Source organism: Pedobacter ghigonis (assembly GCF_903166585.1).
Taxonomy (GTDB): domain Bacteria; phylum Bacteroidota; class Bacteroidia; order Sphingobacteriales; family Sphingobacteriaceae; genus Pedobacter; species Pedobacter ghigonis.
Genome location: NZ_CAESCM010000001.1, coordinates 351,138 through 366,293 on the forward strand (window position 1 = coordinate 351,138; position 15,156 = coordinate 366,293).

The window sequence follows — 15,156 nt, forward strand, 5'->3', positions numbered from 1 at the left end:
TTTTTGCGGGGGCTGGCGTGGACAGCGGGTTGAGCTTCAACAGGCGAACATACCCCGCAGGTGCCTTGCTAAAGTAAAATGTAATTGAAGAAATGTCTTGGCAATCTATTTATGCTGCCAGCACCTGACACCTCCGACAACCACCCGCTTGCAATAGCCTCCAGTTTTGTTTTTTGCCCCGCAAACTGAAGAGGTAGATGCGGTGGTTCCACCTGTGCCATTCCCGCCGATTGGAGTGGTGGGAGTATAGCGACCAAAGCTTGAGGTGCCATTCCCAGAAACTGTGTTGTAAGATAGATCCGCGCGGTTATAACCAAGATTTCCGAATACGACCTCTTCGTCCTTCAGGATATAAGCCTGGATGGCTTGATAGCTTGAAATGATTGATGAGACGTTCAACTTCAGGTCAAAGGAAATTTTTCTCTCGATTTTATAAATCCATTTGCCCATGCTGCTGGTTACCGTTTTAGTTTGATTGGTCGCGTCGGTATAAGAGATATTGCAATAATCATAGGTCCCCTCATAAGAAAAAACTACCGGAACTTGCTCCGGCTGTTTTACGGTATCCTGCGCTGCTTTCTTGCAGGAACTGGTCATCATCACGAATAAAATAACTAGTACGGCAAATATTTATGATTTTGTAAAAATTGTATTCATATTTATTATTTTAATTAATATGAGCCAAGGTATGACAAAGTAAAAAGACATCATTATGGGTTTCCGTAAATGAGGTCATGATTTAAAGAGAATATTAGGACACATACTTCTAATCTCTGGATTTAAAGCCTTAAAAGGATGAAACAGTGAACGAAATTTGGTGACAAATGTCCGCTATATGTGACAATGAAATCGATAGAATGATTGTGAGTAATTATGTGATAGATACTAAAACGTTCTTTTTGCCCCGCTTGGTAAGTGATAAAATTTTCTTAATAATTCAGTAAAACGAATACCTGCAAATCTCTGCCTGAGAAAAGTGATTAATCCTGCAGATTACCAGCTCTTATATAATGCAGTTAAGATGCACGGCTTAAAGTCCGGTAACGTTCGAGGTAATTTCGTGGTGAAAGGCCAACTAAATTTTTAAATACCCGGTTAAAGTTATTAAGGCTGTTAAAACCTATTCTTGAGGACAACTCTCCGATAGAGTCTGTGCCATTGCCGACAGTGAGGTGCTTACATGCTTCGTTAATGCGCACCTCGTTAACGAAAGAAACTAAGTTGCGGCCGGTATGCTTTTTAAAATAACGACAGAAAGCCCCCGGCGTCATAAATACCTGACTGGAAGCCTCTTCCAAACTAATTGGCCTATGGTAATGCTCCATGATAAAATTAATCACATTACCCAACCGCTGCCCTTCATTTTCAGTCATCTGTGGCGCATAATCAAACGGGCAAAGTGGCTGTACTTTTCCAATTTTTTGAAGTTCTTTGACTAATGCGATAAAGCCTAAAAGTACCTGATCATGCTCCGCCTGGTAAATGTGCGCCATTATTTTGGCGATTTTCGCAGCTGGCTTGCCGTTAAGCTTGAACCCACTTTTATAATCTTCAAAAATTCTATTGGCCGATCTCATTTCCGGGAGATTCAGTATCGCTCCAATGCCTGCTTTCAAATTGAAATAAATGGTATAAGCTTCAATTTCATTGCTGGCCGTGCCAGCCTCGTCTGTGTTGCCCCTTAATAAATGGGGAATGTTGGATCCGAACATAAAAATGTCGCCCGGACAGAAATCATGCAGGTTGTTTCCCGAAATTACGATCCCCTTCCCCCTTACAATCCAGGTCATCTGAAGTTCATCGTGCCGGTGCAGGTGTGGGTAAAAATGAGTATCCAAAATACGTTCTGCGATAATACTCTTCTCGTTTGGATATAAAATGGTAAAAGGTAAAACTTTCATTATAAATTATACTATTGAATTTTTATTTCCCACCGCCTTTCAGCTGTCTGTTCGGTGCGACTACCTCATTGTATTATGTCCGGCATGCACCAATATCTCATTGATCAGAATAAGGCTATTGCGTCCTAAGCCCCTAATTCCCCGCAATTGGCTTAAGGTATACTTTTCGATAAAAAACACAACCGGAACATCAGCGGCCGAGGCGAACGGTATCTTTTGATAACAAACTTCAGATTCCAAAAAAGACCTGAGTGCAAAAATTATCCTGTTATTTGCTTTCCCTTCAATAAGGCTAAAAATGGTTTCCTCTACTGGCGAGTTTTTGAGCGTTATTAAATCCTTCCTTGCATTTAACACTTCATTATTTAGCTGCTTATGAAAGGCCTTCACCCTTTCAAGTGCCTCCAAATACTCCTTGTAAGTTATTTTATTTACCATCATCACTTATCGACCTGTTCTTATTAAATATTTGCATTTTTCTGGCTTAACTGCTACTGTGGCAGAAGAAATACGTCATGCTTTAACTACCAATTCAAATAGCCCATAATCTCCATTGGGATGCAGCAAAAACACCCGCCTTCTAAATCGCAGGCAGATGTTTTGCGTAGTGAGTTTTTATTATTTTAAAAACTCTTTTTCGAAATCTTTTATAAATGGTTTTCCGGTGATATCAAATACCGGATCGATTTTGGTTTTTGTCCAATACATCATTAATGCACCAATATCGGCAACCGCTGGTGCCAAAGAATAACCGGTTGTACCCTCGAAGGTTGATTGCGATGGTGCATCTGCACCCAATGCATTCCAGACATAGTTACCCGATAAATTCATGTTATATCCAACCTGGGCGGTATTTTGCAGTGTACCTTCTGCCCCCTCGTCCATTTTCCAAAAACCAATTAAGCTATTATAATTAGGATGTTTGGTAATATCTTTAAGATTTAGATTCGCCTGAATTGTTGGAGCGTCCAAAGCAGTCTGGAAATAGGCTAGATTCGCGACATAATAATCCATCGGATCACCTGATCCGCAATATTTAAATCCCACTCTTAATGGATCAGTGGATGTAAGTGTCTGGGCATTCCAATTGGCTTCTGTTGCAGCTTTAACTCCATCATAATAACATATTGCCGTCCTGGTTGTAGCATTAACCCTTTTAACCGTCATGGTAAGGGTATGCCAGGCTACATCAGTCAACCGCCCCTGATCACCTTGAAACCATGTACCACTGTAATAAGGCCTCCATTGGCTCGCCCAGGTACCAAATGTCCAGCCTGTGCCTCCACTTGGATTTTTTGTGGCATCTTTATAGCCTGTGCCTTTTGAGAGAAAACCAACATATCCTGTGCCCCCTTTAATTATCTTAACCTGGGCTTGTACAGTAAAATCTTTATCGTTCCCCGCATTATATAAACCATTATCTTGGGCAACTTGTGCAAATACGCTTGTGCCCGTAAACAGGACAGAGTTGTAGCCAATTTTTTTTAACTCAAATGATTTTAATGCCGGGTTATTTACAACCAGAAAACCATTGGTCGGATTTTCACTGCTTCCGCCATGATTGGAAGTAATTATGAACAGCCATTCTTCATTCGCGTATGTTTTGCGTGCTTTAATGGCTTTGATAATTTCATCTATATAACCATCTGCCTTCAATATGGCGTTTTTATAAACATCATTAGTGGCTAAATAACCACCATTTGCGCCTGCAGCTTCAACTTCTCTAAAGTTAACCACTGTGGCGCCGATTCCTTCGTACTTGCCCAACAGCGCAATGGTTGAATCCTTAGCGGCCTGATCGGTATTTACGATGGGCCTGTAATCCGCAACCTTCACATAATTGCGTAAGTTGGCCCAAGGGCTTACAAAAGCTGTTTTAGTACCGATACCGCTCATAATGTAATCTAAAACATTTCTTCTGATAGGTACTGCATCGTGCTCTCCTGAATTTGGATCAGTTGTAGGCTGAAAATCATCTGTAGACACAAGGTGTTTGGTATAAGGTACACCTGTAAGCATCGATGTCCAAGTAGCGGCATCAGTTGCCACCGCCGATTTAAAGGTAGCAAAAGAATATTTACTGGTAGGCAACAATGCCATAATGGTTGGTGGCGCAATGGTTTTTAATTCTGAGCCCGTAACGCCATCAATACTAATTACAATTACTTTTCTTGAAGGTGTAACAGAATTATCAAGTTCTTCGTTAAAAGATGGTGGGTTAGGATATTTCTTACAGCCAGCAATCGACATGACAGCTAAGGACAGTGCCAAGAAAATCTGTTTTTTATTTAAAAAATAAATCATGTTAATATATTTTTAGGGCTTATTTAAATAGTGTAAGTTCTGATAAGGACATAAATGAAGTACTTGCTCCTGTTCTTACAATTACTTTTACATACCTGGTGGTGATTGTTCCTCCAGGAAATGCATAATTATACCGCGTTTCGTTTTGTGGTACCGTTGTAGAGCCCGCAAGTGTATAGGTCACATTATCTGGACTGGTATAAATTTCAACATTTCTTACATAGCCATTAGATGTACCAATCCTTTGCACAAAACTAATCCCTTTAACAGGTGCAGCAGCAGCGCCAGTACTCTCGATAATGGTAAAAGGAAAACTTTCTGCAGGGGTAGGTGATGAATACTTTGAATGATAAATAGTTGCGGTATTATTATCAACCAAATTGGCCAAAGATCCTTCCTGAGCCGGAGAACTTGCTGAAATAACAGTCGTTGGAATAGGTGTCGCAATAACTGGCACAGGTCCATCTCCTCCTGTTCCTGTCATAATATTATAGGTCCATATCGCTTTTGCAAGCGCTGGGTAGTTTGCCGCCTTAATTTTTGCTTGCGAAACGTTGCTTACTGTTATACCCCAGGCACTGAAGAACTGGATTAAATCGGTTTTGGTATATTCGCAGGCCCACTCATAAAAATTATCCTTTTTGTCCTGATCGTTATTGGCCAATCGAGGTGCATGTCTTGCTTTGGTATAGATATAGGTTAACAGGCCGTAGTCAAATTTTTCTAGTAGTTGTACAAAAGGAACTGTTCGGGCAAATGATCCATTTTCTCTACCGCCATTGAGGTCTACATCAAAGTTTTTGGTAGCGCTGGGTGGCGTGGCAGCATAAGCTAAGGCAATGTCGTTCCACTCGTTAGGTGCGTGTAGAATTTTGAAATCCTGACCATAAGCTTTGGCTACCTTATAAGAGAAGAGGTTATTGGTCGATTCTCCCAAAGCAGACCAGTTCCATGTTGTGTTTTGCTGGCAGTTGTGTCCAAATTCGTGGTAAGTACCCCAGTTTGGATGAGGCTGATTGGTGGTAAGTTGATTTAAACTTACCCAGGTTTGAAACCACTCGCTACCATTATAGTTTAGTAAACCCATAAAAGGAAAACCAGAATGCCCCGCAGCCGTAGGGAAACCGCTGATCTGAATATCTACTGTGCCTCTCCAGGGGCCCTGTGGGCTTCTGTCGCGCACATCTGCCGCATTGGGCGATAAACCCATCCAAGCGTTATAATGTTCATCAAAAATTTCGTTCCATTTGGTCATCAATGCTGTTGGGTTGGTTAGCGGGTCGCGCGATGAAGTAAACTTCTCCACAATCAGATCTCGCGGCACCAAATACACTACACTTCTGCAGCGAAGTTCTAACCAGGGTACCTGTGATGCTTTAACCTGTGCAATCCAAGCCGCATCGTTTGACTTGCCCAATTCGAAATCAGGGGCCACGCATGCTCCTGTGATGCTAAATTCTATCGGATTGGGATAAGAAAAGGTAGCATTAATATAGATATAGCCACCATAAAGATTACGTACGTAATTTACACCGGCAAACAATTGTTTTTTAACCACAATAATCGGATCTCGAAGCAAAGGACTCACTCCAGTCAAATTATCGGTATGCCCGCCAACCTGCACGCTCAATCCCTCTGCGCCCTGGGGAACTACAATTTTGATTAGCTCTCCTGGCGGCGCATAGTATCCCGTACCAAACTGAGGTTGTGGTGCAACAGAAATCCGTAAAATATCGGCAGTTTGGGCACTAAAGTTTAAATTCAGGGCAAATTTTGCATCGGTGACCCGTGGTTCGCCATCTCCCACCAATCCAGGAAAAACCCTGGCTTTAGCGAAGGCAGAACGATCAACAAATAACCTGTTGGTATCCACTGTTATGCTCTTAACATTTCCAGAGTTATCATCATAGCCATCTTCTACTTCGTATCCGTATTTTTTACACGCTGATAAAGCTACTATGCTTATCAATATCGTTAGCTTTAATATGCTTTTCATTTGAAATTTCATCTAATACAATAAAATTAGTTCGTTAACACATCAGTAAAAGTGGGTGGCCAGGCTTTGCCCGATAGGTTCCACTCGGTTCGTGGCAGAATACCTAACCAGTTATAGATTTGAAAAGGTAAATCTACATTGTTTGGTACCGTACGGTAAGCTGCTCCTACTATTTCGGGATTGATGTTTGGCGACAAATCGTTAAATGTTGCCCAGGTAGCATTACTGGTTAAAACAAAATCGTTGTTTTTGCCCGAACGGTCTTTTAATAAAAATCCGGTACCTTCTTTACACGGCCACCAGCCTTCTAAGTTTGCAAAATATGGATGATTGACGGTAACTTCCCTTTTCATATAGTTAATTACCTCCGCATCGGTCATGGCCACTTTAAATATGGCCAAATCTCTTAATAAAAAATTGGTGGCCTTACCAACGGTTGCCTCAGCACCAATTCTGAAAGCAGAAGTGTTATCGGTAAGTTTTGTGGTTACATCAAGTGGGTATATAGCATTGGTACTTCTTACACCATCTGAATAAACCCTCAGGAATCTTTTTCCACCTTCCATGGATAATCTGATAGCTATCGTGTGCCATTGACCATCTCTGATTGTATTCACATCAGGCCGTGATGAATCTGCAAAATCAAACTGGAAGAGTTTACCTGAAAAAGAGAATAAATAACCTCCACTACCCACACCTGAAAAGGTAGATCTTTTACCTAAGAACGGTGGCCAAAAAGCGTCTGACCCAGCATCATTACGGATTTTAAACATCACTACATAATCGCCTGTTGTACCAAAATTACCAACAGTTGTGGAGGTTAATGATGCAGTAACCTTTGTTGCATCTGTTGACTGGAACCTTGGCGCACTACCTGCATAGGGTACATCGGTAGTATTAGGCTTACCTAACAGTTTCGCTGCAAATTTAGGATTGTATAATGCGACATAAGTATTGCGCGTATCATCTCCAAAAAGGCTAAAATCTGTACGTGGATTATTCGTTGCGCCTCCTTTATTTGAAGCAATCACTACCAACCAGTTTTCATCACGAAAAGTCGCACGTGCTTTTAGAGCGGCTACCATTTCACCTATGTAAGTATCCAAGGTTACGATAGCCGCACTATAAGCGGTATTCGTTTCGGTATACCCGCTTGCCAAGCCAACAGTTTCTGCCCCATGAAACTGCGCCACAATTAAATCGGCATTACCATCTTTTAGCTTGGCTAAGGTTGATGTTTTTACTTCAGCATCTGATGCTAAAGTTTGCTTTTCGGTTGCATCACCCGCCAAATTTTGCGTAAAAGAACCACTTGCGGCATAAGAAACCGTAGCAAATTTTGGTTTCTCTTGTTTGATTCTGGTAAATAACGTTGGATAAGTTGTTAAATCATTTCCAACAAAGCTATCGCCAGACACTTTGTGAAATTTTGGGTCCACACCTGTCGTTAAACTTGCCCAGGCTCCCGCATTGCTTACCGGCAATTGAGTACTATCGGTTAAACCTACAAAAGAATAAATTGCATTTTTATTAATTTCTGTAATTTTTGGGGGCTTAATTGCGGCCACGGCGGAACCCTTCACCCCATCTAAAATAATATAAAGCACTTTTGGCTTACCCGAACTTACCCCTACAGTGTCATTTCTGGTGTTGACTGGAATTACATTATCAAAATTTTTGTTACAAGCACTACCCAGTAGTACAAAGGCAAAAAAACAAACCGATACACACCAAGTGCCCAGATTTGAAAGCCATATTTTTAATTGTCCCATATTTGTGAGATTTGAATATTTTAATTAGTTAAGCAGTTCTACCCTCAATATATTTTTAACCGGAATATTATCGAACCTGAAAATATTCCCAACTAAAACGACTGCCGGATTTCCTGCCGTAGAAGTAGTTTCGATCATCTTTTCTATTGTACCTTGAAATACCCCGGTATTATTATAGCCACTGGCTAAGGTCCCATCGGCATTTAAAATCATAAATCCCTGTCGCAGGATATTTCTATAAAGGTTAAAGCTTCCCGCAACTACTATTTTTCCGTTGTTTAATTGGCCGGCGAAACTGACAATGCCGCCACTTAGGCTTGGAAAAGTAAAGCTTGTCGTTAGGGCACCGTCTGCATCTAACATGGCCACTCCGGTACGGGGCTGCCCGTTAAAACTCTTGAAAATTCCACCTACCAATAATTTGTTTGTAGTTGCATTGTAGGTAATGGAGGTAATTTCATCATCCGCACCTGTTCCGATATTGAAAGAATTATCTACAGATCCATCTAAATTTATTCTCACCACGCGATTTCTGCTTACCCCATTAAAGGTGGTAAAAGTACCTACGAGCACCAATTTACCGTCGGGCAACTGTATTGCATCGTTAATGCTCCCGTTTGCCGCATTAGGACTTTGTTTTGTCCCGGCGTTGTAGTGAAATGTCTGGTCCAATGAACCATCCATATTCATGCGCACCATTTGCCTCATCAGTACGCGGTCGAAAACTTTCGAATCGTATGTGGACCTTTCGTAAAAAGCCCTTAAATAGTAATCAAAATTACCTACGGCATAAATTTGGTCGTTGTAAATAAAAATCTTCTTTATTGTGCCTTGTACCCCACCGTTAAAAGTTGGTACAGTATCTCGGTTTTTTGAAGGATCATTAGGTGTGGCATTTACCACGTCAATAATAGTCGAGTCTAAAGTCCCGTCTACGTTCAAGCGGGTAATGCTGTTTATGTTGGCCCTGTTTGTTCGCTTGGTATTAAAGGATGAAAAATTACCTGCAATTAAGAATTTGCCATTCTCGCTACCACTAGAAATCCTGGTTACCGAATTAACCAGATAGTTTGCTCCGATACCAAATTTTAAGGCTGTTTCTACTGCACCTGCGGCATTTATCTGTGCAACATTACCTACCGGAAGATCCTTGGTAGCCCTGTTTTCATAGTCCGTAAACGCCCCCGTTAAAAAGTAACCACCGGCCGGCAAACGTAAAATATCATAAATTGGAAAATTAGAACCATTCACAACCTGAAACCCGGCATCGAAGCTTACTTTACCGGTAATTTGAATGGTTGGCCCAAAAAAGGTCTGATTATCAAGGGTAGGATCATTAACCGTAATCCAGACACCACCACTACTAGCATTTACCGGCACCTTAAACTTTAGGGTACTATCGGTAAAATTTAATACTTCGGCTTCAATTTCATTAACATACAATTTAAATTTACCTGTGTATTTTAACAAACCTCTGATGTTAACATCCACTTCATCGCCAGCGGAAGCTATGGCAGGGCTAAGGGCCTTTGACTTAAATTGAATGCCTAGTGGTTCTTTACCATTGGCATAGGGATCTTTCAATTCTACTTCATTCTTCTTGCAGGCAGACAAAAGTATGGTCAGAAGAAAAAATCCGACTTGAAAAAACCTGGTTGTATTTTTATTATAAAGAGATATCATCTTCTAAATCGCTAATCATTGAAAAAATTATTACTGTATTGGCGTTATTCCACTGGCCAGCACATCATTTATGAAAATGTTGTTCACAAACCCGAAATTATGCTTGTTAACCAAGGTACTACCTGACAGTGTGGCCTGCCTTAATACATGTATGATTCCGTTGGATGGCGCAATATCTGAGGTGGCAACCGGTATATTGACCAAACTTTGCTGGGGTTTAGTGAAGTCCTTTATATAGGATAGGAACAATTGCCTGTAACCCGCGTATTTAATACTGGTAGATCCGCTTACGGCATCATTAAATATCACACCTATATTCATAATCCTTCCATTCTCATAGGAGGAAAAAGACTGTCCGGGAAATGCAGTATAAGCTAAGGTGTCTAATTGCGGGTAATCTTTCAAACGGTTAGTACCTTTAAAAATGTATTGGGAAAGTGTTTTTCGCCATACCTCGCGTTTAATCTGCGAGAGTTCCCTTACAGTGTCTCTTCCATTCTGTATCAGATATGCATTCAAAGCCCTTACAGATTTATAAATAGAAGAACTCGTTGGCGCAAAAAATGTTAAGTTCTCCTTGTCCAGCACATCATTCATCCCAGCAAGAGCAATTACCCTTACTGTGGTATCGAACATGGCTGGTTTCGATTTTAGGTATTGGAGTATGGTTCCGTTGTAGGTTGGCGTCAGCACCCCTGAGTCTACATAATATTCTTTATTGCAGGCAGTTGCCAAAAGCAATGCAATAGCTGCGAATACTAGCTTAATGTTTTTATTTTTCATCTCTTTAATTTTTATCTCCAGAAATTATTCAAAGTCATATTAGGATTGTTTGCCAGGGCCGATTCACTGATTGGCCATGTCCAGGCGCCTGCATTAAAATCGGCAACACCAATTGGATGATCCGAATATTCAGAATCTAAAATCCGTTTGGTGCGTACCAGATCGTAAAAATACTGGCCCTCACAAAACAATTCTCTCACACGTTCATAATAGATATCGTCCCTTAACTGATCGCCTGTAGAACTAAAGGGAGTGGCCTGGGCTCTTGCCCTTACTTTATTTACAAAGGTTTGCGCGGTAGCATAATCTTCTAGATTTGCCGCGGCTTCTGCAGTTAATAACAAGGCATCAGGCAAACGGAAGATAATTCGGCTATCATCATGAGAAATACTGTTGTTTGTACCACTCGGATAGGTATTGGCAAACTTCTTCAACTGAAAAGTATTATTTCCCAAATCGGCATTTTCGAACCATAAGCTTCTGCGTACATCACTATTTCCTGCAGGAAACACTTTCTGCATAAACTTTACTGAATAGTACATTTGTGAGGTTGTAGTTGTTACTGTACCGCGGAATGGATATTTAGAGAAGAAGATCGATGGATTGTCATATTGAGAAAGCACTTCCCCATAATTTGCATTCGAAACAATTTCGAAAAGGCTTTCCTTGGTATTGCCCTTGAAAATCTTTTTATTGTTATCGATAGTATAATCTAAAAGGCTATAATCGGCATAGCTGCTTAGCTCCTGTCCATATTTAACAACCTGCTCATAGTAAGAGGTTTTAATTCCATTATCAAATCCGGCGGCCCACATGTTCATATGCATCATTAAGGCTAATGCCGCGCCGCGCATAGCCCTTGTACCAACTTGGCTGGCATCAATATAGGTTAATGGTAAATCATCTTTTACTGCAGCCATGTCAGCAATACAGTTTTTCATTACATTAACCTGGTTGGTTCTGCCCAAAGGTTGATCATTATAGGCATTTGTATAATATGGAACATCACCATACATCCTCACCAATAGGAAATAGCACAGGTTTCTTAAGAAAACACCTTCGGCAATATATCTTTTTCTGGTTTCTTCCGAGATGACAGAACCAGGCATTTCACTTACCTCTTTTACCATGATATTAGCACTACCAATGACATCGTAATAAGATTTCCATTCAGTGGCTGCCTTGAAATTATAGAAATAATAGTCGCCGTTTGTCGATGCAATAGCACCTTTTAGATCATTATTGATCAGGTTTGTAAAACCAGCAATATTGGCTGAATTGATTACCGGTGCGCACCTAAGATCGGCAAAAGTATAAAAGGTGCTCCCATTATTCAGTATTCTTCCTCTTAGTTTAATATAAATACCGTTTACAAATTTTTCTACATCGGCTTCATTTTGCCAATAATTATTGCCGGAAAGATTATCTATCGGTGTAACATTTAAAAACTTTTTACAGCTCAGCGCGCCAACGCTCATGATGGCTATAAATATGATATAGGTAATTTTTTTCATATGGGTTTCCGGTTAAAATTCGAGGTTTAAGCCCAGTACATATTGTTTGCTCAACGGATAACCTCCAGAACTATCGCGTCCAAGTGCCGTTACTGCTTCCGGATTAGGGCCAGAATAATTAGTTAAAAAGCCAAGGTTTTGCGCCGTAATGTATACGTTAGCGCGGTTGATTCCGAACTTGCTTGAAAAACTTTTGTTCAAAGTGTAATAAAGTTTAATGGAGTTCAGCTTAAAATAAGTTCCGTCTTCCTGGAAGAGTGTTTGTCCATAACGGAATGGATCGACAATTGATGCCCTGGTATAATCGAGTGGATTCGGGTAAATTCCATTATTTCCTACCCCTGTCCAATAACTGTATTGCGATAAAGGCACCAAATTTCCAAGTCTTGTAGGATTGTTAAAGTTTCTAAACTGTGCTGCTAAAGCATTATTTAAAATATCCCTTACCAGGGTGAATGATCCATTTACTTCAACACTCCAGTTTTTATAGTTTAATAATGCACCTATACCGCCGGTAATTTGCGGTTGTGAGTTACCGGCCACCACTCTGTCATTTGCATCTAAAATATAATCGCCGTTTAAATCGGTATAAATAGGGTCGCCGGCTCTAAAGTAGTTCCTGATCCCCGTACCACCTGTTCTGTAACGCTTACCTGTCATCGGATCAAAAGGTACATCATCAGTGCTATTGTAAACACCTTTTGTATTATATAGAAAATTAGAAAGCGAATTTATACCCAGTCTGTAATATATGTCCTGTGCGAAATCCGGATCCAGAGCAATTAATTGTCTTGCACCATCGGGTAAGGCAGCCAAAACTTCCTTATTAATGGCTAAATTAGCATAGACATTGAGTTTAAAAGGACTGTTTGGATTTAAAGGCCTGGAGTTTAGCTGAAATTCCCAACCATAGTTAACATTACTGGTTTCTACCGTGGTTACATTTGAGAAAGAGTTGATATTTGCAATTCCCTTTTCGCGGAAAATGTTATCAACCTGTTTGTAATAGGTATCAAAACTGAAGTTTAGTTTGTTTTTGAAAATACTAAAATCAAGTCCTGCATTTAAAGTTGTGTTTTTTGTTGGTTGTAAACTTAAGTTGGGTAAACGACTCAGATCTATCACCACCGATTGGTTATTGCTATAGGTACCACCTCCAAAATACCGTCCGTATACATCATAAATACTTCCATTAGGCTGGATATTACTACCGTAACTGAAACGGATATCGCCATAGTCCAACCAATGGTTTCCGGCTAGAAAGTTTTCTTTGTCAAAATTCCACTTTACCGAAACAGATGGATTTTTAACATAGCCTGCCAATGGGCCATTGGTAGAAGTTCCATCAACACGGTAGTTAAAATCAATTACATATTTTTGTTTGTAGTTATAAGAAAACTGGCCTGCAAATCCCACCGATCTGAAATCGCTGAAATTATCTAAAGTTCCACCTAAAGTTTGATTATAAGCCGGGTTATGGGTAATTGGGCCACGGATAAAGCTATTTATAGTACGGTCGTTTAGAATTGCATCTGCTTTAAAATTTGAGCTATTGATTTCTGTAAAAGCAAAAACACTAAAGTTATGTGCAGGCTCATTGGCTTTATCATTTATGGTATAAACATAACTTAAGCTACTCCTGTTATACAATTTTGTAGAACGGTCATTGTACGAATAAAAATTAGCAAAACCACCATTAAGCGAAGCGGGTACAAAATTATCCCTGGTACCGGTAATGTTGGTGTAATTGATTACCGTACTCGCTTTAAAATTCTTTAATATTTCATAATCCAGCTGCACAACAGCAAAGGTGTTCAGGGTCTTGTTATCGTTGTCGCTTTCTGTAGCTCCCTGTACCTGGTTTACAGATGAATACAAAGATGGTGGCGGCAGTAAAGAGGATGAGCTCCCCCCCGTGGCCACCCCGGTGTTAAAGATACCGTTACCACTTCCTGTTTGCTGCCGTTGTACCGAGTTATTCAACTGGCCTAAAATTTTAAACTTACGGCTGGGATTGTAAGTCATGGTCGTATTTAAAATATACCTTGAATAGCCTGTATTTTGTTGAACACCATCCTCATCATATAAACCCAACGCAACTTTATAGTTAAAGGCAACATCTCCACCCGAGATGGATAAATTGTGATTTTGGTTATAGGTAGGCCTATAGAAATAGGATTGCCAATTGGTGGAGTTATTGTAATATGCATTTAAGCTATCAGAAAGAAAATCAACTGCATTAATGGTACCTAATGCATGGTAGTAGGTAGAATCGTATTGCATAATCTGTCTTAATCGCATATTACGTTCTTCTACGCCCCCAATTACCGCTCTCAGCTGTGGCACGGTGCTTAAAAATGCAGATCCCTGATAGCGTACCACCGGCACTTTAGAACTACCTCTTTTTGTGGTAATTAAAATAACCCCATAAGCTCCACGAGAACCGTATAATGCAGTTGCTGCTGCATCTTTTAGTAATTGTATTTCTTCAATATCCTCTGCGGGAATCTGCGAGGCCGGCGAAGTACCTGGGCCTGCCTGTTGGAAGCCGTAAGAAAATGTCGAATTATCATCGACCGGCACGCCATCAATTACATACAATGGCGAGGTTGGCGTTAAGTACGCATTGTTACCCGATCCACTAACATTAATATTCGACAAGCCACGTACCTGAACCGATCCCCTGAAACCTGGTGCACCTGTATTGTTCTGGATATTTAAACCTGCAACCTTACCCTGCAAGAGCGAAATTGCATCGCCTGCTGGCTGTCCCTGGATTTCACTACCCGAAATCTTTACAATTGACCCGGTAGAGAGTGTTCTGGTTTTGGTTACATAACCTGCCGAAACCACCTCCACTGTTTTTAAATTATTGTTTAGCGGCTCTAAGGTAATGTTGATATTGCGCCTGTTGTTTACTTTAACAGTGATCGCCGCCATCCCTACATAACTGAATTTCAATTCCGCATTTCCAGCTACCGTTACCCTAAAATTTCCGTCATTATCGGTTTGGCCGATGACCTGGTTGCTAGCAACGAGTATAATGGTTACACCGGGGATGGTTTCTTTTTTTACTGAGCTGGCATCTATTACCTTGCCAGTAACTGCAATTTTTTCCTGTGCCTGAACTTGGTTAAGCAAACCGATTAGCAGCACCATTAGGATTGCATAAAAATATTTCATCATGAATATATTTTGCTTAG

The 15,156-nt window shown here is 40.5% G+C and carries 10 protein-coding genes; all 10 read right to left on the reverse strand.

Going from position 1 to position 15,156, the window contains the following annotated elements; genetic code table 11:
* Nucleotides 1–105: 105 nt before the first annotated feature.
* The gene (locus HWV58_RS01535; protein ID WP_175632368.1) at nucleotides 106–600 is read right to left on the reverse strand and encodes a hypothetical protein; all 495 of its coding nucleotides are present in this window, start codon (nucleotides 598–600) and stop codon (nucleotides 106–108) included.
* 416 nt (nucleotides 601–1,016) lie between these two features.
* The gene (locus HWV58_RS01540) at nucleotides 1,017–1,901 is read right to left on the reverse strand and encodes an AraC family transcriptional regulator (protein WP_175632369.1); all 885 of its coding nucleotides are present in this window, start codon (nucleotides 1,899–1,901) and stop codon (nucleotides 1,017–1,019) included.
* A gap of 60 nt (nucleotides 1,902–1,961) precedes the next feature.
* A complete protein-coding gene (locus tag HWV58_RS01545) occupies nucleotides 1,962–2,342 on the reverse strand; it encodes a hypothetical protein (protein WP_175632370.1) in 381 nt (126 codons plus the stop codon).
* Nucleotides 2,343–2,519: 177 nt separating this feature from the next.
* Nucleotides 2,520–4,205: a DUF4983 domain-containing protein gene (locus HWV58_RS01550; RefSeq protein ID WP_175632371.1), complete on the reverse strand. Its 1,686-nt coding sequence runs from the start codon at nucleotides 4,203–4,205 to the stop codon at nucleotides 2,520–2,522.
* A 19-nt stretch (nucleotides 4,206–4,224) separates the two neighbouring features.
* On the reverse strand, nucleotides 4,225–6,201 hold the full coding sequence (locus HWV58_RS01555; protein ID WP_175632372.1) for a M60 family metallopeptidase: 1,977 nt from the start codon (nucleotides 6,199–6,201) through the stop codon (nucleotides 4,225–4,227).
* A gap of 26 nt (nucleotides 6,202–6,227) precedes the next feature.
* Nucleotides 6,228–7,973 (reverse strand): LamG-like jellyroll fold domain-containing protein, encoded by a 1,746-nt coding sequence (locus HWV58_RS01560; protein WP_175632373.1) that lies wholly within the window; start codon nucleotides 7,971–7,973, stop codon nucleotides 6,228–6,230.
* A gap of 24 nt (nucleotides 7,974–7,997) precedes the next feature.
* A complete protein-coding gene (locus HWV58_RS01565; RefSeq protein ID WP_175632374.1) occupies nucleotides 7,998–9,587 on the reverse strand; it encodes a DUF5008 domain-containing protein in 1,590 nt (529 codons plus the stop codon).
* Between the two features lie 99 nt (nucleotides 9,588–9,686).
* Nucleotides 9,687–10,439 (reverse strand): fasciclin domain-containing protein, encoded by a 753-nt coding sequence (locus tag HWV58_RS01570; RefSeq protein WP_175632375.1) that lies wholly within the window; start codon nucleotides 10,437–10,439, stop codon nucleotides 9,687–9,689.
* Nucleotides 10,440–10,450: 11 nt separating this feature from the next.
* Nucleotides 10,451–11,953: a RagB/SusD family nutrient uptake outer membrane protein gene (locus tag HWV58_RS01575; RefSeq protein ID WP_175632376.1), complete on the reverse strand. Its 1,503-nt coding sequence runs from the start codon at nucleotides 11,951–11,953 to the stop codon at nucleotides 10,451–10,453.
* A gap of 12 nt (nucleotides 11,954–11,965) precedes the next feature.
* Nucleotides 11,966–15,139, reverse strand: coding sequence for a SusC/RagA family TonB-linked outer membrane protein (locus HWV58_RS01580; RefSeq protein ID WP_175632377.1), 3,174 nt, complete (start codon nucleotides 15,137–15,139; stop codon nucleotides 11,966–11,968).
* Between the last annotated feature and the right edge of the window lie 17 nt (nucleotides 15,140–15,156).

Bases quoted from the DNA above. Each gene is read 5' to 3' on its own strand.
- HWV58_RS01535 (WP_175632368.1), bottom strand. From the start codon at position 600: ATGATGACCAGTTCCTGCAAGAAAGCAGCGCAGGATACCGTAAAACAG.
- HWV58_RS01575 (WP_175632376.1), bottom strand. From the start codon at position 11,953: ATGAAAAAAATTACCTATATCATATTTATAGCCATCATGAGCGTTGGC.
- HWV58_RS01555 (WP_175632372.1), bottom strand. From the start codon at position 6,201: ATGAAAAGCATATTAAAGCTAACGATATTGATAAGCATAGTAGCTTTA.
- HWV58_RS01540 (WP_175632369.1), bottom strand. From the start codon at position 1,901: ATGAAAGTTTTACCTTTTACCATTTTATATCCAAACGAGAAGAGTATT.
- HWV58_RS01550 (WP_175632371.1), bottom strand. From the start codon at position 4,205: ATGATTTATTTTTTAAATAAAAAACAGATTTTCTTGGCACTGTCCTTA.
- HWV58_RS01580 (WP_175632377.1), bottom strand. From the start codon at position 15,139: ATGATGAAATATTTTTATGCAATCCTAATGGTGCTGCTAATCGGTTTG.
- HWV58_RS01545 (WP_175632370.1), bottom strand. From the start codon at position 2,342: ATGATGGTAAATAAAATAACTTACAAGGAGTATTTGGAGGCACTTGAA.
- HWV58_RS01570 (WP_175632375.1), bottom strand. From the start codon at position 10,439: ATGAAAAATAAAAACATTAAGCTAGTATTCGCAGCTATTGCATTGCTT.
- HWV58_RS01560 (WP_175632373.1), bottom strand. From the start codon at position 7,973: ATGGGACAATTAAAAATATGGCTTTCAAATCTGGGCACTTGGTGTGTA.